Here is a 22,835-nt window from a genome sequence, read left to right on the forward strand (position 1 = left end):
CCGCACCCTGCCGGGGCGTGAGGCTCTCAAACACACTGTGGCGGTTATCGACCTCATACGCCTGGGCCATCCCCACCTCCTGCCACAGCGGCCAGTTGACCGTGATCCCCTTCCTCCCCTGCTTCCTCATCCAGTCGGCGTACAGATCCAGATAGCTGTTCGCTGCTACATAGTCGCTCTGCCCGATTCCCCCGGTCACCGTGTTCATACTGGAGAACATCATGAAGAAATCCAGCTCATCCTCCCGTGTAAGCTGATCCAGCACCCACGTTCCGGCTACCTTGGCTGACAGGACCTCCCGGATTTGCCCGGCGGTCTTCCGGACCAGCAGCCCTTCTCCGGCCACTCCCGCTGCGTGAACGACGCCGCGGATGGCTCCCGATCCGCTGCGTATCCGCTCCAGCAGGCTGCGCATTGGCCCTTCCTCCGCGACATCTGCGGCATGGATCTGCACCTCGGCTCCATTTCGCTCCATCTCTTGAATCGCTGCGATTTGCCGGATGCGCTGCTCCCCGGCTCCTGCCGCGACGATCTTTGCCCAATCTTCACGCCCAGGCAGCTCCCGGCGGCCGATGAGGTGAAGCTTGACCCGGTTCGTCCGGCTCATCTGCTTCCCGATTTCCAGCCCCAGGCCCCCGGTCCCGCCGGTGATGACATACACCCCGCCCTCTTGGATGGGCGAATGCCCTTCATCCGGCTCAAGCACTGCCTCCCGCAGCCGCTCCACATAACGCTGCCCGTTCCGGTACGCTACCTGATAGGGCGCTTCCCGGAGGCTGAATTCGTTCACAATCCTGCCCGGAGGGGTGAGTCCGTCGACATCCACAAGGCGGATGTGCACCCGGGGAAATTCCTCCCGCGCCACCTTGCCCAGTCCAAGCAAGCATCCGTGATGCGGACGCAGGACCGCTTCCTCTCCCGTGACCTGATTCGCCCCGTCGCAGACGAGAACAAGCTTCAGGTCCCCGGAAGAAGGCTGCACAAAAAGGCTGTCCAGCAGGGAATACAAACTGTAAAATCCCCGCTCTCCAGCCTCATGCAGCTCCGCCTCCGTTGTAATCTCCCGTTCCGTGAGGCTCAGCAGATGAATAAGGGTTCCCACATTCCCGGCTTGCAGACGATCCCATAACCGCTGATAGTCTTCCCGGCTTTGCACTTCCCCGCCGGAAACTTCTATCACCTGTCCATACTGTGCACGAATCTGCTCCAGGAGCCGGTCTGCAATTTCTCCCTCTCCTGTGAAGACTGCGACCGTCTCCCGGGAAACGTTGCTGTCAGCATCGGGGGAGGGGGTACCGTCTTGCACCACCCAATCCTTTTCGTAATACATCCCTGCCGGTCCTTGGGCCTGCACTTGCTTGATCGTATAGCCCTCAATTTCGGCAAGCACCTCCCCCGCCGGATTCAGGATGTCAATATCAAAGGTTGCCGTCTGATGGCCCTGCCCCCGGTCCTGCCTTCTCACTACGCTGTAAATGTCGGCGGGAATCCGGCCATAGACCCGGATTTCCTGATAATAAAAAGGCAGATACAGCTGGTCATCGATGCTGCGGATGGCGATATTGACCGCATTGTCAAGCATTGCCGGATGATAATGGTACTGATCGGCCTCTTCCCGAAACGCATCGCCAAGTCCGACGGCAACCAGACATTCCTCTGCCCCCGCCCTCAGCTCTTTGATATTGTTCCATCTGGCTCCGGTGGTAATATAACCTCCGCTGGTTTCGACGCCCGTTATCTTCGGATAAGTGTGGAAGGCTTCCAGTAGCGCAGGGAGGTCGTACGGCTTGCGGTCCTGGGAAGGGCAGCATAATTTCCCCTCCGCGTGCCTGCGCCAGCTCCCGTCCGCGTGATCCTTGCTGGTGATAAAAAACTCATTCTCGCCGCTCCCTTTATTCAGGGTGATCTGCAGCTCCTCAGTCTCTCCTTCTTGCACAGAGAACGGCTGCAAAAAGGCCAGATCCTTGATGACGGACCGCCCGCCCTGCTGCCTCCCGATCTCCAGCAGCAGCTCGATGTACGCTGTACCGGGCAGCACATACTCGCTCCCTACTTTATGCTCATTCAGTACCCAAGCTTCCTTAACCGACATGCGGACTGCATAAGTGACTTGCTCCGGTGTTTCCCCGGCAATGTCTGCACGCAAAGGATGGACATTGCTGACCGAAGCGGAGCGCTTGGATTCAGCCTGCGCTTCCGGTTTGAGCCAGCAGCGCGTTTTCTGAAAAGGATAGACCGGCAGGCTCAGACGATTACAAGCTTTTCCCTTGTACATATCCGCCCAATCGATTGTCCCCCCGGAGACATACAGTTCCGCTATAGCACGATAGGAGTTCTCTTTCTCTGAGTGCTCCATTCCTTTCAACTGTTGGGCCGCGTGAAGCGTCAGTGCCTGTTTGTCCAGTTCCGTCAGCCGCTCCAGTTGGTTAAGCAGATCTTGGTACCCCGTGAAGATTACCGCTAAACGATGTTTGTAATGCCCGCGCCCCGTACTGGCGGTATAACAGAGATCTTCCAGATCAATCTGACAATCTCCATATAAATATTGGATATACTCTGCAACCATCTCCCCCAGCGCCCCGTCGTCTTTAGCGGACAGCGGGAGGAAGTACATCTTCTCTCCCTGTTGCTGCTTTTGCAGCGGCGGCGGCGCTTCCTCCAATACCATATGACAGTTGGTTCCGCTTAGTCCAAACGAGCTGATACCGGCAAGCCGCGGCATTCCCGGGGTTCTCCATTCCTGAAGCTGATCATTTACGTACACAGCCGATTCGCTGAAATTAATCGTTTGATTCGGTTTCAGGAAATGAAGAGACGGAAACAGCTTTTTGCTCTTAAGCGAATATATCACCTTTATAAGTCCGGCAATCCCTGCGGCATGGTCCAGATGGCCGATATTGGTTTTCATTGATCCAATGGCACAAAACTGTTTTTTCTTGGTATAACGGGAAAAGGCCCGGTCGATTCCTTCGATTTCGATAGGGTCGCCAAGTCTGGTCCCCGTGCCATGCGCCTCGATATACGAGAGGTCTTCCGGATTGATCCCGGCCTCTTCCCACGCCCGGCAGAGCACTTCTTCCTGCGCTTGGGAATTCGGGGCCGTGATGCCAATGGAATTGCCGTCCTGATTGATCGCGCTGCCTTTGATAACGGCATGGATATGATCCCTGTCCTGCAAAGCTTTTTTCAAAGGCTTCAACAGAACGGCTCCGGCTCCTTCACCTTTTCCGGTTCCATTGGAGCTGTCATCGAAGGTTTTGGTTTTCTCATCGGATGACTCAATGCCGATTTTCAAATGGGCATGGCTCTTCAACGGGAACAGCTGCAGCTTGATCCCTCCCGCCAATGCCAGATCGCAGGAGCCTTCGAGGAGTTGTCTGCACGCGAAGTGAATGGCAACAAGCGACGACGAGCAAGCTGTATCAAATACAACCGCCGGTCCCTTTAAATCCAGGTAGTGGGAAATCCGGCTGGCAATAACTGATTTAATATTCCCGGGAATGGCTACGCCCATAGCTTCCGGCATGAGCATCTGAATGCCTTTCTTATACTCCTCGCCAAAGTCCGAGCTGTAGCCGATAAACACGCCTGTTTTACTGCCCGTCAGTTGGGTTCCCCCATAACCGGATTCCTCAATGGCTTCCCAGGCCAGCTGTAAAAACAAGCGTTGGTTCGGGTCCATGAGGCTTGCTTCCCTGGGGGAAATATTAAAAAAGGCAAAATCAAATGCATCAATCCCGGATAGATATCCGGCTTTGTCATACTGCGCGCGATCCTTCTCTACCTGAAACAAGGGGAGAAACAGGTCGGCCTGTTCTTTCCTGCTGACAGGGAGCTCCTGAATGCAATCCACACCCAGGGTGAGAAGCTGTTCTACTTCTGCTGTGCTGCCAATATTGCTGAAGCGGGAAGCAACCCCGATGACCGCAATGTCTGTATCCGCCTCTTTTCCCTGATCCTGCCGGAGGTATTGAATCAGGTGCGCGGCAATGCTTTTATCCAGATGTCCGGAACCGACTTCTTGTAAGATATAGGAATAGATTTCGTCCTTTTTTTCCACGACCTCACCCTCCCAGTTTTTTCAGGATTTCCTCTACGGAGGTTTCGCCTTCACTGTATTCATCCAGAAGCTGCAGGATATCGCTGATTTCATCCTTTGTTTTTCCGGTTTTGGTTTTTGCGTCAGACGGTTCGGGCTCCTGTGTACTCCCCTGGATATGATCGGCCATGGCGCGGATCGTTTTGCACCGGAACAGATCAATGACCTTGATCCGCTTCATGTATTTCTGTTCGATTCTGGCTTGAAGCTGGACGATCAGATGCGAATTTCCGCCGATATCGAAGAAATTTTGATCCGTCCCGATGGTCTCCATTCCCAATAGCTCTTGCCACAGATGCAGCAAAAATTCCTCCGCATCATTCTCCGGCAAATGCATCTCCGCTGTTTCCGTAGCTTCCTTCAGAAGAGGCAGTGCCTGCAGTGCTTTTCTGTCGATTTTACCATTAGATGTAGCGGGCAGGGCTTCCAAACGGATAAACCGGGAAGGGATCATATACAAAGGCAAGGTTTGTTGTAAGGTATCTTGAATTTCCCGGACCGGGATGTCGCGTGCCGATGTATAGTAGCAGATCAGTTTGTTCGACTCCCCTTCGTTTACCGCTACAACAGCAACCGACTTTAACCCTTCCAGTCTGTAGAGGGTATGTTCAATTTCACCTGTTTCAATCCGGTAACCTCTTACCTTGACCATTCCATCTTTCCGGGCTATATATTCTAGCTGGCCATCCGTACCGTATTTCCCTATATCTCCGGTGTGGTATACGATCTGATCGGTAAATGGATGGGTGCGGTACACACCGCCTGTGGTCTCCCCGTCCCTAAAATAGCCCGGAGTGACACCGGCTCCACTGATGCAGATTTCACCGGAAATCCCTTGCCCGCACAAGTTCCCGTCCTTATCCAGAATGTAAATCCGGTTGTTGGAAATCGGTTTGCCGAGCGGCACTATCGTTTTGCCGGCCAAATCGCTTGCGTATTCATAACACGTTGCCCAGATCGTTGCTTCCGTAGGGCCGTACAAATTGTATAGTTTTGCATGGGGAAAGCTTCTCCGGATATCGCCTGCCAGCTTAGGGCTCCAAGCCTCGCCGCCGACGGCAACGGCAGCAAATTGCTGCAGGCACGCTAACTCCCGCTCATCCTGAGAAGAGAGTCCGAACAGAAATTGATTCATAAGTGCAGGTACCGAGTGCCAGAAATTAATCTTGTTGTGATGAATATAAGCTAACAATAGTGCGGGGTCTCTGAGCCTGTCTGACGATACAACATGCAGGGTTGCCCCGCTGGACAGACAACCAAAGATTTCGAAGACTGAAATATCAAAGCTGATCGAGGTAACCAGCATCATGTTGTGCTGCGGACCTAATTTGAATTGTTCCTGGCTCCACAAAAGATAGTTGATCACATTTTGCTGGCTGACCATGACCCCTTTGGGCGTTCCGGTAGAACCTGAAGTATAAATGATGTACATCAGTTCCGAAGCGGCCATGGACCGGATTTGGGCCACGGGTTGCTTGCGGATGTCAGAGTACTTATAGCAGGATAGATGCTCCGCTGTTCCCCCTGGGGTTGAATCGCCTGTAACATCGATGACTGCCTTCAGAACATCACCGGCTAATTCCAGCAGCCTGGGAATAGACGTACCGTCCGAGACCACGGTTCTAAGCCCGCTGTGTCTGATCATATACGCGATCCGCTCAGGCGGGAAATCCACATCAAGCGGAACATACGGACGGCCAGACTTAAGAATGCCAAGAAGCACAGCAATCATATGGATGCCGCGTCCCAGATAGACGCCAACCGGATCGGCCGGTTCCTGTTCAAGCTGCACCAGAAAAGCGGCCAGTTGATTGGACAGCTCGTCCAGCTCCCTGTAGCTAACCCGTTCTCCCTCAAAGACCACAGCCGTTTGGTCAGGGTTCTGCTCCACTTGTGCTTCAAATAAACGGCAGACCTGATCCGGCGGATTCATGGGAACCGGAAGGGGATGGAATGCATTCATAATCTCCGCTTTGTGACGGGCATCCAACAATTCATAACCGCTAAGCCGTCCTTCAGGGTCCGCGATGACCTGATTAATCAGGTGTGTTAAATAGCCAGCATAGTTTTGTATTGTCCGTTCCGTGAACAGTGAGGTCTTGTATTCCAGCCTGACTTCAATTTGTCCGCCATCCATTTTGCAAATACAGCTCAAATCGTAGAGGCTCATTCTGTCATTGTCCTGGGGAACATTATCATATAGCTGAAAAATGGTAGAAAACACAGGGGTTCTGCTTGGGTCTCTTTCCGGATTCAGCTTCTCTACCAGTGTATTGAACGGATATCTGCCGTTGGCATAGGCTTTTAGGCATTTCCGTTTGACCTCCTCCAATACCCCGCCAAAGCTGCTAAGCTCCCGGAAATCCACACGAATGCATACCATATTCATAAATAATCCGATGATATTCTCCCATTCCTGTTGTTCTCTTCCGGAAACCGGGAACCCGACGATTATGTCCTCTTCCTGGCTCAGTTTCTTCAAAAAAAGAAAATAGATAGCCAGAACGGTCATGTACAGGGTCGCTGAACGTTTTCTTGCGAGCAGCCGCAATTGCCCGGTTACCTCTTCTGAAACCGTGAATTTTATATAATTTCCGTCATAGGCGATGGATTGCGGGCGGTCATAATCGGTTGGCAGTTCAAGAACCGGGAGCGGCTGGGCCAGCTCTTTCATCCAGTATTTTTCCATGTTATAAAAATCCTCGGACCCGGTCCAGAGCTTCTCCTGCTCTACCCAATCCACAGGCTGCAAGGTAACCGGCGCTAATTGGATGGGGCGCTTGGACTGAATTTGGTCATACAGCTCCATCCATTCGCGGAAAAACACCCCCATGCTCCATCCATCCGAAATCATATGATGCATATTGATATATAAGAGATAATCGCTTTCCTCATACCGGTGCAGCTCCGCACGGAACAAAGTTTGCTCCAGCTCAAAAGCGGTTGTATTCAGTTCCTCCAGCCGTTTTGACGAGAGCTGTTTCTTGTGTGGTTCCTGTGAATAATCCCTAAAATGAATCACATGAACTCTGTCCGGCACAACAAACTGCTTCGGAACCCCGTTCACATTCCTGATTACGGTCCGCAGCGAAGAGTGGCGCCGGGTCAGGATGTCGAGCCCCTGCTGGAGGACCGCCAGATCAACCGCCACGCGGAGCTGCTTGATAACCGGCAAATGGTAGGCCGTCGTCTGGGGATCATAGTTCTGCAAAAACCAAATCCGGTGCTGTGCCCTGGAAAGATCATAACCGGCGTTTGGAGCCTCTGAGTTTGCCGCCTTTACGGGAGCCTCATTTCGTGAAGGCAGAGATTGCTCCAGGTAAACCGCAAGCTCGGAGACCGTTGGATATTCAAAAATTTCGGCAATACTCAGCTTCTGGTGCAGATGTGTATTCAGGAGATTAGCCATCTGCGTAGCCAGGATGGAATCTCCGCCCAGCTCATAGAAGTTCTTCGATATATCCATTTCCGTCAAACCAAATGTCTTCGCCCACAATTGCGCTACTGCTTGTTCCATTTCGCTTATCGCGGCCCCGCTTTTGCCTATAATTGCAATGTTGCCGGCCGCCGCTGCAACGGGACGGGGCTTGGCAAACCGATTGCCGGTCCTCCTGAGATCAGGCGATAGCTGTAATGGTAACTTTTGAATAACCGATTCATCCAGCTGATCCAAACGTATGTCTGCAATCATCACGCGGGGCTGCTCCAACTGGAGGGCCCGGCTGAACGCACGGACGGCTACAGCGGTTTTCAACGGTCTGAATATTCCGCTGCCCTCCAATGCGCCGTATTCCAGCGCCATGCCCGTCTCTTCCCAGGCAGTCCAGTTAAGGGTAAGCCCGCGGACCCCTTTTCTGCGCAGAAAGTGGGCAAACCCGTCAAGATAGCCGTTCCCCGCTGCGTAATCCCCTTGGCCGGGACTGCCTTCCAGGGTCGCTATTGAGGAGAACAGCACAAAAAAGTCCGGCTGCTCCTGCAGCAAGCTGTACAGCAGGTAAGTGCCCTCGATCTTGGGCGCTGTCACCCTGGTAAAATCAGACCAGTCTTTGGTAAACAGATAACCGCTGCCGGCGATTCCTGCCGCATGGATGATCCCTTTGACCGGTCCATACGCTTCTCTCAGCTGCATCAGGCAGTGTTCAAGTTCCTGCCCATCAGTGATATCGCACGGACATATCATGACCTGGCTGCCTGAGCGTTCGATCTCTTCCAGAATTTTAATTTTCCGGCTTGTTCCCGTCTCTGCTCCGCTTTGACTGATGTCCACCCATGTCTCACGGGGCGGCAGGCCGCTGCGGCTTAAGAGTCCCAGCTTCACCTTGTTCTTGGAAGACAGGTACCTGGCAAGCTCCAGCCCGATCCCGCCGGTTCCGCCGGTGATTACATATAAGCCGCCTTCCTGCAGTGCAAGCGGCTCTTCCGGCTCTTCTTCTGCATAGCGGGCAAGCTCCTCGACAAACCGCTCATTCCCGCGGTAGGCCACCTGATACGCCATGCGCTCCCCGAAGATTTCCTCCATTACCGCTTCCCATCCGGTCTCATCGCCCAGGTCGATACTGCGGCACTTCAGATTCGGATACTCCGTATTCACGACCTTCCCCAGATTGAAATAGGCCGCATAGCAGGGCTCAAGCTCTTTTTCGCCTCCGGTGACCTCATAGCCGTGCTTGCCGAGCAGCACCAAATCGATCTGCTCTTTGTATTTCGCCTGAACCAACGCTTTGACGATAAAAAACAGGCTTTGGACACTCTTTTTCTGGACCTCCTGCAAACTGGAGAGACTGTCTGCCCCGTAGTTTTCGTCAAGGGCATAACCATGAATCATCCGGCTTACGTTTCGGCCCTGCAAATCGGCAAACAACTGAACATAATCCGTTGCCTCATTGCCGACTGCATACCGGCTGTCGTTCTCTTTGCGATACGCCTCCCCTTGGACGACCTGAATCAGCTCAACGTCTTCTGCCTCCATGTGCCTGATGAATTCCCGGGTTGCTCTGCACTCGTTTCCGAACAGGAGTACAGTCCCCCCTCTTGTGCTTCCTCCGTCCGGCCGTGGAGACTTCACCCAATTTAACCCGTAGAAAAGGTCTTTTGAAATCAGCGCCGGAGAGACTTTCTTTAAGGTATAATTCTCCACTTCCACGAAAACGTTGCCTGCCTCATCGATCAGGCTGATATCGTAGGAGACCGTCTCCCGGTTATCTCCGTGAGTCTCCCTTTTCCGCACATAGCTGAAAAAGGAAGCCGGCATCCCCCCAAAGATGCGGATGGATTCATAATAGAAGGGAAACGCCGGCATATCAGCGGCTTCTTCCCTTTGCCGCAGCAGATGCCAGAAACTGAGCGCCGTGTCCATAAGTGCAGGATGAAGTGAACATTCTTCACGCGCTGAAGCATCATCCGTTGATCCGATATGGAGCACAGCAGAACTGTCGTTCTGGTAAAACCTGCGGATACACTTCCATCTTGGACCATACTGGATTCCCGCTGTAAAAATCGGTGTAAACACCTCAACGCTCTCCTCGTTCATCTCCTGAATCAGTGGTTCCAGCGCAAGCACAGTCTTCTTGTGCTCAGCCAGCGGATGAATTTCCCCTTGTGCATGAATGATCCAGTTCTCCGTATGCCCGCTTTCCTTCATACTGGCTATCGTAAAGGCAGCATGATCATGCTCCTCATGAATAATCGTATGAACAACCCTGGTCTCATCCGGCGGACAGATCAGCATATTCGGCAAGGTGACCTGCCTCAGCTCTACATTCTTTCCGGCAAAGAAATACCCGCTTGCGGCCTTGGCCATTTCGAGATAGGCCACTCCCGGCCATACCCCATTATCGTGAATGCGGTGCTCTTGCAGAAGCCAATGCTCTTTGCCGGACAGCTTCGCAGCGTATATCCGCATTCCCGCTGTCTTGACGGTACACTCGCCCGGAAGATGACCCGGAACACCCTGGAATGCTCCTTCATTTGGCTCCGGTGCCGGCCAGTGTCTTGTTTTGGCAAAAGGATAAACCGGGAGCCGGACCGTCTGCACGGCTTGTCCGGTCCATAGTGCTGTCCAGTTCACGCGCGTACCCTGGACATATGATTGAGCCAGCTCATCAAGAGAGCCGTCAGCAGCCTGTGCAGAATTCTCAGCGATATGTTGGACCAGCTGATGGGCTTTTTCGTAAGCAGCCCGCGTTTTGGCCTCCGACAGATCCTGCTGAGCCATATTATTTTTCGCCTTTTGCCGGATGGGGAAATACCCGTAATACCCAATGGATTCAGGGAGCTGGTCCACACCGTTCAACAGGATCGAAGCGATTTTCCGCCATAGCTCAGAGGCATTACTGGCGATAATAGCCAGCCGGTGGGCGAAATGCTCCCGGCCAAGCTGAGCCGTGTAGACGAGATTCTGAAAATCCGCGTGTTGATTGGTTTGCAGAAATTGAGAGTACCTTTGCAGTAACTCCAGCAAACCGGACTTCGTTTTGGCAGACACGGGAAAAATCCGCGGCACCTCCGGTTCCTCCCCCACCGCCTGCTGATCTTCCTGCTGCTGCCACTCCTCCAGAAGCACATGACAGTTCATGCCGCTAAAGCCAAAAGAACTGATGCCCGCGCGCCGCGGCCCTTGGGCTGCTTCCCAGGCAAGCGGCCTGTCCACCATATAGAATGGCGACTGGGAGAATGGAATATAGGGATTCGGCTCTTCAAAATGGATCGTGGGAACCAGCTGCTGGTGCTTCATTGACAGGATGACTTTGAGGAGGGAGGCCATCCCGGAAGCCCCTACGAGATGACCGATATTGGACTTTACAGAGCCAAGGCCGCAAAACTGTTTTTTAGCCGTATATTGATCAAAGGCCTGCTTCATCGCCTTCACTTCGATGGGGTCTCCAACCACCGTTCCTGTCCCGTGGGTTTCGATGTAAGAAATGGTTTCCGGATGTATTCCGGCCTTAGTCCATACATCAATCAGCAGCCGCTCCTGAGCCTCCGGATTGGGAGCTGTAATATAGTTGGAGGCTCCATCGCTGTTCACGCCGCTGCCTTTGACCACCGAATAAATCCGGTCCTTGTCTTTGAGCGCTTCCCGCAACGGTTTTATCATGATGGCAGACAGCCCTTCTCCCCAAGTCGTCCCCTGGGCATTCTTATCGAAGGGGCGCACCTTGCCGTCATTGTTTTCCACAATTTTGAACGAAGAGTTGGCCAGCGGCAGCAGGTTGAGACTGATTCCGCCGACAATGGCCATTTTACATTCTTTATGCCTAAGCGATTCACAGCCCTGGTGCAGGGCAACTAATCCGGAGGAGCATGCGGTATCAATGACCTGGTTGGGGCCGGTCAAATTAAAGAAAAAGGCAATCCTTCCCGAAATAAAACTGGGAAGATTGCCGGTCATGGCCAACTCGTTGGAGGAGTCGATGAATTGTTGATACAGTCCGGAAGAGTGGTGGTCCCTTCCAATGAACACTCCTGTTTGTGTCCCGTATATTTTTTCACCCATATAGCCGGCATCTTCAATCGCTTCAGCGGCAACTTCCAGCATCAAGCGCTGATGGGGGTCCATGAACTCGGCTTCCTTGGGGGACAGGCGAAAATATTCAGCATCGAATGAATCAACTTCTTCCAGATAGCTTCCTTTGCCGTATACGGGCGTCCCCATTATTTTTTGCAATAAAGGATCAACATCCTTACGTCTCTTCAGGGGAAAATCAGTGATGCCATTGATCCCGTTAAGCAGGTTGTCCCAGTATTGCTCAAGCGTATCGGCAAAAGGAAAGCGGCAGGCGAGGCCAATGATGGCGATATCATCGGTTGTACGGTTCTCCGCTGCCGCCGGGCTGCTGTTTAATTGGTGCAGAATTTTCAGCGCGAGCTTTTGGTCCAGACGGTTGGCCTTGACGCTCTCCAGAATTTCGGCATTCAACAGATCGATGTTACTCATCAATACGATTCCTCCGTTGTGATAAAAGCTCCACCAAATCTTCTACGGTTTGTTCATCGGAAGTAAGCTGGTTCATAATCGATTGCAGCTGCACGTCAAGGGAATCCCCGGAAGCGGGACTACGATCTGCCGCTGCGGATTCGGCAGGCTTTACTTGCTGCCGGTCGCGCTGCTGCATAATATAGCCGGAAAGCTCAGCCACCGAAGAATAAGTGAACAAATCCGGCAAGTCGAGGATGCCTGGAAACTCAATTTCCAACTTTCTGAGCAGTTGGGTTGCGATCAATGAGTCGCCGCCAATATCCAGAAAACTGCTGTAGATATTCACAGACGGCAAATGCATCGTTTCTGCCCAGATTCGCGATAGGGCTTGTTCGATTTCATTATAGTTGCCGTCGGCGCGCCCCGTGATGGTAAACGGGAAGGTATCATGGACAGCCGTTTTGGGGACACCCGGCCTGCGGATAAGTCCATCCTCTATCCTTAAGAAGGAGCCTTCTTGCACGGCCTCAAGCATATCCAGGTTAAGTGAACCGATCATCACCTGGCTGCAGTCCATGGCTATCGCTTGTCCCACAGCGGCTAACGCCTCATGCGTTTTCAATGGCTTGCAGATGCCGCTGCCCGTTACCGCACCGTAGTCCACAGCCATGCCAACCTCTTCCCAGGCTGCCCAGTTCAGCGTGGTTCCACGAACCCCTTGTCTGCGCAAATAGTGGGCAAACCCATCCAAATAGCCGTTCGCCACAATGTAGTCGCCCTGGCCCGGACTTCCTTCCAGTGTTGCAACCGAAGAGAACATCATGAAAAAGTCGAGAGGCTCCTCTATCAGGTTATGCAGCAGATAAGTACCTTCTATTTTTGGTTTTGTGACCCTGCTGAAATCCGGCCAGGATTTGGTGAACAAAAATCCGCTGCCGGCAATTCCAGCCGCGTGGATGACTCCCTTGACCGGACCGAAGGTTTCCCTCAGCTTTGCCAGACTGGCAGCAAGCTTCTGCTCATCTGTGACATCGCATGGACACACCATCACCCGGCTTCCCGAGCGTTCGATCTCTTTCAGAATCTCCATTCTCCGGCTTTGCTTTCCGTCAGTTTCGTTCAGCCCGCCACGGCTTAACAGGCCCAGGCAAATCTTGTTACGTGAGGACAAATACCTGGCGGTTTCGAGCCCGATCCCGCCTGTTCCGCCAGTGATCAGATACAAGCCGTCTTCTTGAAGCTCCGGCGGCTGCCCGGACTGTACCCATTCCCCTGTATAACGGCCAAACTCCTGAACATACCGTTCATTTCCCCTATAGGCGACCTGATAGACATCCTGCCCATCCTCTATTTCTTCCAGTATGGCTGTCCATTCTGTCTGCCCGTCCAGGTCAATACTGCGGCAGCTCACATTCGGGTACTCTGCCGCCACGGCCTTTCCGAGATTGAAGAAGGCGGTCTGGCAAGGTTCAAGCGCTTCCTCATGCCCGGTAATCTCAAAGCCATACTGCCCTAACAGCACCAGATCAATCTCCTGCTTGTATTTGGCTTGGACCAGCGACTTCACTGTATAGAACAGACTTTGGATGCTCTTCGCCTGAAATGCCTGAAGTGCTTGCAGATTGCCGGGTCCGGCGGCTTCACCTCCCGCATCCAGAGCGTAGCTATGAATGATTCTGCTGACGTTCCGGCCTTGCAGATCAGCGAACAAGCGTTGATAATCACCTTCCTCATTGCCTACCGTGTAGCTGGAGTCCTGTTCTTGCCTATACTTCCCACCGTGATGGACCCGAATCACCTCTGCACCTCTTGCCGCAAGCAGCCGGATCAATTCGCCGGCTCGTCCTCTTTCGTCTCCAAACAGCAGGACAGCGCCGTCCGTCATGTTTCTTCCCGCTGCCTGCCGGGGCTCCTTCACCCAATGGAGCTGATGGAACAGGTCCTTGGTGACCATTGCTGCGGACACTTTTTTTAAGGTGTAGTTCTCTACTTCCGCGAACACATTCCCTTGCTCATCGAACAGGCTGATGTCGTAGGAAATAGTCTCCTTGTTATCTCCCCCGGCTTCTCTTCTGCACAAATAGCTGTAAAAGGAATCTGGCATGCTGTCATAGAAAGTGAATTTCTTGAAGGAAAACGGCAGATACAAATCGCGTAAAATAAACATCGTGACCGCATTCAATCCAGTATCGAGCAGAGCCGGGTGATAACCGTATGCCGAAAAATCCTCTGCATAGCGTTCTCCCAATTTCACGTGAACCAGCACACGGTCATTGCTTTGGGACAATTGCTGGATGTTGTTCCAGCGTGGACCAAAAGCAGTGTCACCCGCAATACTGTCAAAATCCGGTTCAAATTGCTCCCACTCGTTATCTTCCAGGAGCTGTTGAATATCTACTCTGGCAGCCCCGGCGTGCTTGAAAGGTATAATTTTCCCTTCGGCATTCAGGCTCCACTCATTATTGCTCCCCGCATTGCCGGGGATGGCGCGGCTGGCGATTTGCAGCCGGAGCTGGCTGTCCTGCTGTTCTACCAGCGTATGGACTTGATGCCCTTCGCGCTCACCGACAATCAGGGGGTTAATAAAACGAAAATCCTGCAGGCCGAACGCAACGTTCCCAACATGGCTGCGGCCTATCTGACGGGCCCACTCAATCAGCCCCGTTGCCGGAACGATAGAGTACCCCATCATCCGATGTTCCCGCAGCAGCCATTGTTCTTCTACACGCAGTTCAACTTCATAAACCGATTGCTGATAGGTTTCCAATACTTTGCGGCCGGGTAAACCTTCGCTTGAAGAAGACAGGAGCGTGCGGCTTCGCGGCGAATGGTCTGCCTGCGGCCAAAAGCTTGTCCTTTGGAACGGATACACAGGAAGTGGAATCCGCCGGTACCCGCCGGGCTGGTACCAAACCTCCCAATCAATCTCGGCTCCTTGAACGTACAGGCGGCAAATGTCCGAAACCGCCTGAATATTCTGACCGGAATAGGCCGCAAGCGCCGCACGTGCCTGTTCATGCAATAGATTCAAGCCGGACTCAGTTGTCTCCCCGGTGCTTTTATCCTTCTTGCTTTCGGGAACGATTTTGAATTCACCGTAATAGATCCCGTCGCCTGACTGTCCCATTATGGGAGGCTCGTTGGCGAGGCGATGCAATTTTTCTTGTAACTCCTGTATATCCCGGACGATTAGAGCAAGCCGGTACGCATAATGCCCTCTTCCTGTCGCAGCGGTGTAACACAGGTCAGCCAACTGTACATCACCGGTGTGCTGAATATGATGGAGATAACGGGATACCCACTCAAGAAGAACCGTTTTCTCTTTAGCTGAAACCGTAAAAACATGATACGGACGGCTTGCCTGATCCTGTTTGTTGCTGACTGGCGCTTCCTCAAGCACGAGATGGAGATTCGTCCCGCTAAAGCCGAAAGAGCTGATGCCTGCCCGCAGCGGGATATCCTCCTGCACCCGCTTCCACTCTTGCAGCTTATTGACCATGTAGATTGGGGAGCCTACAAAGTCGATAAACGGATTGGGATCATCAAAGTGCAGGGTGCTGACGAGTTTCTGATGCTTGAGTGACAGAATGGCTTTCATCACCGAGGCAATTCCCGAAGCCGCCGCCAAATGGCCAATATTCGATTTCACAGAGCCGATGCCGCAGAACTGTTTTTTAGAGGTGTATTTTCGAAAAGCATTGCTGAGCGACTGGACCTCAATCGGGTCTCCAAGAACGGTACCGGTCCCATGCGCTTCGTAAAAACCGATGGTTTCAGGCGCAATCTCCGCATTTATCCAAGCTTGTGTGAATAGCTCTTCTTGTGCAAGCGCATTGGGTGCCGTAAGCCCGTTGGATCTGCCGTCGTTATTCACAGCGCTCCCTTTGATCACCGCATGGATAGGATCGCGGTCCTCAATCGCTTTATCCAGCGGCTTCAGCAGCAATGATCCGATTCCTTCTCCCCACAAGGTTCCATCTGCCTGTTTATCGAACGGCTTCAACAACTGCAGCTTGGATTCCACCAAACCAAACGCCGGATTTTTCATAGGAAAAAAAACCAGACAGACTCCGCCTGCAATCGCCATATCGCACTCGTTGTTCCGGATCGCCTGGCAGGCATCGTGTATGGCCAACAGTCCGGATGAACAAGCCGAATCCAAGACGATGCTCGGACCCTTCAGATCCAGGAAATAAGAGATGCGGCTGGACAAAATCCCCGTATACGACCCGGTTAGAGCAAGCTCATCCGTCTGATCCAGCAAGTGTGTGTACATGTTTCCCACCGTATGATCTCTTCCGATAAACACTCCCGTTCTGGAGGATACCATCCGGCTGCCGCCATACCCGGCATCTTCAATGCTCTCCATAACTGTGGTCAGCAGCAGCCTCTGGATGGGGTCCATCATTTCCGATTCTTTATTGGAAATTTTGAAGTACCCGGAATCGAACTGATCAATCTGCTCCAAATATCCCCCTTTTTCATACGTTATCTTCTGGAGCGGGTCTGGCACACCCTTCTGGATGAAACCTTCGACGCCCTTTTGTCTGCCCTCGGGGAAATCGCCGATGCAATCAACCTCATTCAACAGATTATTCCAGTATTCATCTAAATTGGAGGCCCCCGGAAAGCGCCCGGCCATCCCGATGACCGCGATATCCTTATGCTTTTTTACAGATGCCTGTTTGATTTCTTTTAAAATAACCTTGGACTTGTCGACGGATAACTGCTGATCTTTGATCTGTTGATAGATGTATTTTTTGGTTTCCTTCATTCGTCTTCTCCCAGCAATCGCTCAACCTCATCTATATCCAATTCGCCATTGGCTAAGCGATGTAATATCTGATCGAGGTCGTGATCCTCATCCTCCTGGCTAGGATTCGCTTTAGCGGAGGAGGAAGGTTGATCTTGTTCCATTCGGGAATATACATATTCAGCCATCTTGTTAATCGTGGGATACGTAAAAATATCCGAGATTCCCAGCATGCCTGGAAAAGCTTTTTCGAGTTCCTGCAGCAAATACACAGCAAAGATCGAATTGCCGCCAATAGAGGTAAAAGCATCGTCCAGCCCTATGGATTCTGATTCCAGCAGAGTCACCCACAACTGGCGAATCAGCTCTTTTATGGCCTGCGGCGAGCCGTTATAGGTCCTTCCTTCCGCTAGAGCGGCGGATGCTTGGGCAGGAGGGTTAGCTTGAACAACAAGCTGCGGCTTCACGTAATTCATCAGCAGGTTATTGCCCTCATAAAAGAAGCTGCTGCGGAAATTCTTCGCCGCATTTTCTTTGTTGATGGTTCCGATCACCACCTGTTTCTCGCCTGAAGCCAAGGCAGCGTCAAATGCGGACATCGCCACGCGAGTAGGCAGCAAATTGAAGATCAGCTCTTGCTTGAACGTTCCATAATCATAGGCCATGCCAATCTCTGCCCAAGGTGCCCAGTTGAGCGTGATGCCGTTTTGATTGGCGGGCAGAGTGTAAACAAAGCTATCCAGAAAACCGTTGGCCGCCACATAATCTCCTTGTCCGGGCGTGCCCTCCAGGGAGGACACGGAAGAATAGCAAACAAAAAATTCCAGAGGCTCGGTAATCAATTCCGCCAGATAGATGCTGCCTGCGATTTTGGACTCAACAACCTCACGGAAGCGCTGTTCTTCCCTATTGAACAGGAATTGATCTCCGGCTACTCCAGCGGCGTGCACTATGCCATTAATGCTGCCAAACCTGCTTCTTACATCCTGCAGCACATTTTCCAGATCGGTTCTGCGTGAAATGTCTGCTCTATAGAACGTATATGTACTGCCGTTCTCTTTGATCTGCTGCAGGATTTTGATCCGCCGTATGACCTCATGCTCTTCTCCTTTTTGGAGAATCTCCTCCCATTCCGCTTCACCCGGGAACCCGGAGCGGCTGACCAGCACCAGATTGACCGGTTTCTTATGCGCGAGATGAGCCGCGGTAGTCAGCCCCAGGCCGCCTGTCCCGCCCGTGATCAGATAACAGCCCGAGCTTGACAGAATCAGCTCTTGGGGCACCGGATTGGACAGCGGAAGCTCCATCATCCTTTGACCGTACCGTTCGCCTTTTCTATACGCGGTTACGTAATGGTCTGGCAGGTTGTCCAGCTCAGCCAGAAGCGCAGTGACCTCCGTTTCCGGGTCCAGATCAATGCAGCGGCAACGCAGGTTGGCGTATTCACTGCTGACCACCTTGCCGAGATGGTAGAAGGCGCTGTGCATCGGGTTCAGCCAAGGCTCGTTCAGTGTAACCTGATACGCCAAATCAGCCATAAGGACGAGTTCGATCTTCTCCCGGATGTTATGGGCAACCAAGCTTTTGGTGAGATAAAAAAGACTGAACAGCCCCTTGTTCATCTCCTGCTCTACATCGCTGCCTGGAAGAGAGGAGGCATGGTTCCAAGAGAAGCAGTGGAGAATCCGCTGCACACCTCTTGTCTGGATCTCCCCGCATAACCGGTCAAAATCTTGTTGGTTCCCGCTGATCCGGTAATGATGATCATCCTTTTTGTTGAAGCATTCACCCATAACTACCGAAATAAATGGCATGTCTCTCTCTTGCAAAGCAGCAAGAAGCCTATGTGAAAGCGGATCTTGTCCGGCAAAGACAAGCGTAAGCGGTATGTTGCCCTCAGCTTGCTCCAGTTCACGAAGCGGCTGCCGCTCCCACTGCAGCCGATGGAACAATCCTCCAGGCAATACCGGAGCGGAAGAGGATGACTCGATATGCACCCGTTTCAACGAGTACTCTTCAATTTCTGCAAAGACTTCCCCGGCTTCATCGAACAGCACGATATCGAATGAAGCCGTTTCTTGCAGCTCTGCTGTCTGGTTATTTTTCATCTGCAGCATGCTGTAAAATCTGTTCGGCATGTTGCCATAAAACCTGATCCTTTTATAAGTAAACGGCAAAAATAACCCGTCACGAATCTGGCTGATGGGAATATTAACCGCACAATCCAGCATGGACGGATGCATGGTATAGGCGTGAACCTCTGCCGCAAAAGGAGCAGGCAGTTCAAAATAGGCAACGATTCTGTCAGGCTCCACATAAATCTCTTTCATGCACTCCCAGTGCGGACCGGTCTGGACGGGAGCCTCTGCTCCGGGTTTATAGCCGGCAACGGATTGTCTTTTCGATTCCTGCAGAATATCCGGGAGGGCAACCCGCCGATTTGGCTTCTCCCCGTGCAGGATGCTCACTTTTCCTTTACAGTGAATCACCCATTCATCCGGCAGCTCCCCGGAGAGGGAGGTGATCATGACATCAATCCCTGACTTTTGCCTGGTCAGCACAATGTGGACACTCTTTTCTTCATGCTCCTTCATCTGCAGCGGCTGCAGGAACATGAAATTTTCCATCATCAGCCCGCCCTGTTCAGAAACAGTTTGCTTCAGGATTTGAGCGACGATCTCCAGATAAGCCGTTCCGGGCAGCACATAATAGTCCACAATTTTGTGTTCAGCCACAACCCAGTGGGTATCGCAGGAGAACCGGGCTTCATAAACTTCAACCCCGTTGCTGCGGACCAGACATTGATCGACAAGCGGTCCCGTCTTTGTCATATACGCTTTGGGTTCGATCCAGCAGCGGGTTTCCTGAAACGGATAGGCAGGCAAGCTGATTAACTGATAACGTCCGTGCGCATACAAGCTTTGCCAAGGAATAGCTTCCCCCTGTACATACAACTGTGCCAATTGCTGCAGAAGGGGTACACGATGCTGATCAGCTGCAGCCCTCATCTCTTGGACGATCCCCTGTACATCAGGACAGGAAACGGGGATATTGGCGTTAGCATGTTCATGCCCCGGCCGCACATAGACTTGTTCCATGGAGCTCTTCTCTATTCCCGCCTGCTTAAGCGACTGGAGCTTCTCAAGCAAATCCATCCGGTTTCTGAACACGATTGCCGCCTTATGCGCATAATGGTCCCGGCCGGTATTCGCCGTATAGCACAAGTTGTCCAGATCAATTGCCTCTGACTGATTGATGAATTGGTGATACTCAGAGACGAGCCTGCGCAGCACATCACTGTTCTTGGCCGATAACGCCATTATGTTCCAGCGGTCTGCGCTGCGCTTCCCTGCACGCTCAAGCGCCGCTGGCTCTTTGTACTGCTCCAGGATCATATGGCAATTGGTTCCACTTAATCCGAAGGAATTGATCCCGCATCTTCGGGGATGGTCGCCGCTCTCCCAGGAACGCACCGCATCATTCACGTAAACCGGGGAATCATGGAAACTGATATTCGGGTTCGGGGACTGGAAATGTATCGTCGGCGGCAATGTCTCATGCTGCAATGCCAGAATACATTTCAGCAAGCCGGAAATCCCTGCCGCATGGTCCAAATGCCCGATATTCGTTTTAATGGAGCCAATCGCGCAAAACTGTTTTTTTCTCGTGTATCTGTCAAAAGCCCTTGTAATTCCGTCAATCTCAACAGGGTCGCCCAAGCGGGTTGCCGTCCCATGGGCCTCAATCAAAGAAATGGTCTCCGGATGAACATCCGCATCCTTCCATGCCCGGATAATCAGCTCCTCCTGTGCTTTGGAGTTAGGCGCGGTAATGCCAATCGATTGTCCATCCTGATTGATGGCACTTCCTTTGATGAGGGCATAAATATGGTCCCCATCCTGTATCGCCTGCTTGGCATCCTTCAGCAGAACGACTCCCGCACCCTCCCCAAGGCCGGTTCCATCGGCATCCTGATCAAAGGTTCTCGTTCTGAACCCGGAGGAGACGATGCCAATACCGGTGCTGGATTTGTCAAAAGGCTGCAATTGTACCTTTACTCCCCCGGCAAATGCCATCCCGCACTCTCCGCGGCGAATGGACTGGCAGGCGAGATGAACGGCGACCAGCGAAGAGGAGCATGCCGTATCGACCAGCAGGCTGGGTCCGTGCACATCCAGCCAATAGGCCAAGCGTGCCGGGATAATCGATTTGATGTTGCCCGTCATCGCCAGATCAGCCAGCTCTGCGCTCTCCCCGCTGAGCAAATGCTTGTATTCTCCCCCGAAATCGCTGCTGTACCCTAAAAAAACACCGGTTGGGCTTCCACCCAGTCTGCCTTTCCCGTACCCGGCATCTTCCATTGCCTCCACACAGCATTGCAAAAAGAGGCGCTGATTGGGGTCCATCAGCTTCGCCTCCTTCGGTGAAATGGAGAAGTATTCGCAATCGAACCCGTCAACCCGGTCCAAATAACCGCTTTCCGCATACTCCGCCTGGTCCTTTTGACAATCCTTTTTCAGCAATGCGGACATGACCTCTTCATAGTCCTGTTTGCGGGACACGGGGATCTGGCGGATTGAATCCCTGCCAAGCGTAATATTGGTCCAGTACTCCCTGGCGTTCCGAGCATCAGGCAGCTTCCCTGCCAGCCCAATGACCGCAATGTCTTTGCGGAGAGCTTCCTCTGATTCAGCAGATTCACAGGAAAGGGGGAGCTCCTCTTCCAAATCGAGTTGAATCTGATTGAACAGAGGTTTATTTTTCATACACAGTTTCCTTTTCGTCAAACATGAGCGCGGCAAAGTCATCAAAGAGATGTCTTTTTTTGGTTTCATCAAAAATTTGCGTGAAGCGTTCCCTCTGCTCTTCCAGCGGCACCTTTTTGGTAACAAAAACAGAACGGAGCATCTCGATTGCCTGTTTCATATCCTCGATAGACTCTTCGCTGCCTTCTTCCTCCAGCCGGTTGCTCAGTGCCTGCACCTTCCGGTAAGGCTCAATCACGCCCCGCTGGTACTCCGCCTCATCCCAGTTCTGATTTCGTGTACACACCGCGATAGCTAAAGAGCGCGACACCAGAGTAGGGCGTTTTTCGGCGATTTGCTCATCGATGATTGCCATAATCTCCTGGTAATGCTCCTCATAAGAAAAGGCGCGCACATGCGAGAAATCACGTTTGATCAGATTGGTCAAAGCCGATTTCGGACCCAGCTCGATAAAGGTGTTCACGCCTTGGCGCAGCAAATAATCAATCGTTTCCTTCCATCTCACTGCGCTGACCATTTGCATGCTGAGCCGGGTACGAATTCCTTCGGTATCGGAATAGGGCTTCGCATCCACATTGGACAGAACCGGCCAATTGATGGCGGACATATCCGTAGCGGCCAGGACACGCTGGAATATTTGATTGCTGATTTCAAGATAAGGCGTATGGAAAGGAGCGGAAACCTGGAGCGGAATGCTGATTGCCCCGATCTTCGCCAGATTTTCCGCTGCCTGCGTGACCAGCGCCTTGGACCCGGAAATCACCACTTGATTCGAGGAATTGTAATTAGCCACCACGATTTTATCATCGTCATTCGAAAGCCTTGCACACTCCTCCTCCACCAGGAGCGGATGCAGGCCGTTAATGGCAGCCATCCCCCCCTGCCCGTCTGTTGTAGCCTGCTGCATCAGGGACGCTCTCTCCATTACCAGGCGCAGGGCATCTTCATACGTAAACACACCTGCGCAGGTAAGTGCCGTAATCTCCCCTAAGCTGTGGCCGGCCATAAAGGACGGGAAAAACTTTTTTTCTTTCCAGATCGATTGAAAAATCGCATAGCTGTAGGCAAAGATCGCCGGTTGGGCAAATTCAGTCCGCGTTAATTTATCCAGATTCCCCTCATTGATGACAGCAAGCAGATCATAGCCCAGGATATCGTTGGTTCTGCTAAAAATCTCCCTTGCCTCAGCAGAGCTTTCATACAGAGATTTGCCCATCATATTGTACTGGCTTCCTTGACCCGGAAACAGCAAAGCAATTTTTATCATATGTGTATCCTCCCTTTATTTACCTTCGTGCG

5 protein-coding genes are annotated in these 22,835 nt (G+C 52.4%); all 5 read right to left on the reverse strand.

What is annotated here, in order from left to right; genetic code table 11:
* On the reverse strand, nucleotides 1–4,060 hold a 4,060-nt coding region (locus BLQ82_RS27480; RefSeq protein ID WP_074648710.1), incomplete at its 3' end, for a beta-ketoacyl synthase N-terminal-like domain-containing protein.
* Nucleotides 4,061–4,064: 4 nt separating this feature from the next.
* Nucleotides 4,065–12,035, reverse strand: a complete 7,971-nt coding sequence (locus tag BLQ82_RS27485; protein ID WP_062525431.1) for a hybrid non-ribosomal peptide synthetase/type I polyketide synthase — start codon at nucleotides 12,033–12,035, stop codon at nucleotides 4,065–4,067.
* A complete protein-coding gene (locus BLQ82_RS27490) occupies nucleotides 12,028–16,791 on the reverse strand; it encodes an SDR family NAD(P)-dependent oxidoreductase (RefSeq protein WP_062525433.1) in 4,764 nt (1,587 codons plus the stop codon). The genes BLQ82_RS27485 and BLQ82_RS27490 overlap by 8 nt, the downstream gene beginning before the upstream one ends.
* Complete coding sequence (locus BLQ82_RS27495; RefSeq protein ID WP_074648713.1) at nucleotides 16,788–21,536, reverse strand: type I polyketide synthase; 4,749 nt, start codon at nucleotides 21,534–21,536, stop codon at nucleotides 16,788–16,790. Before BLQ82_RS27495 ends, BLQ82_RS27490 begins: the two co-directional genes overlap by 4 nt.
* Complete coding sequence (gene fabD, locus BLQ82_RS27500) at nucleotides 21,526–22,803, reverse strand: ACP S-malonyltransferase (RefSeq protein WP_062525437.1); 1,278 nt, start codon at nucleotides 22,801–22,803, stop codon at nucleotides 21,526–21,528. Before fabD ends, BLQ82_RS27495 begins: the two co-directional genes overlap by 11 nt.
* Between the last annotated feature and the right edge of the window lie 32 nt (nucleotides 22,804–22,835).

The organism is Paenibacillus jilunlii (assembly GCF_900102965.1).
Classification (GTDB): domain Bacteria; phylum Bacillota; class Bacilli; order Paenibacillales; family Paenibacillaceae; genus Paenibacillus_AQ; species Paenibacillus_AQ jilunlii.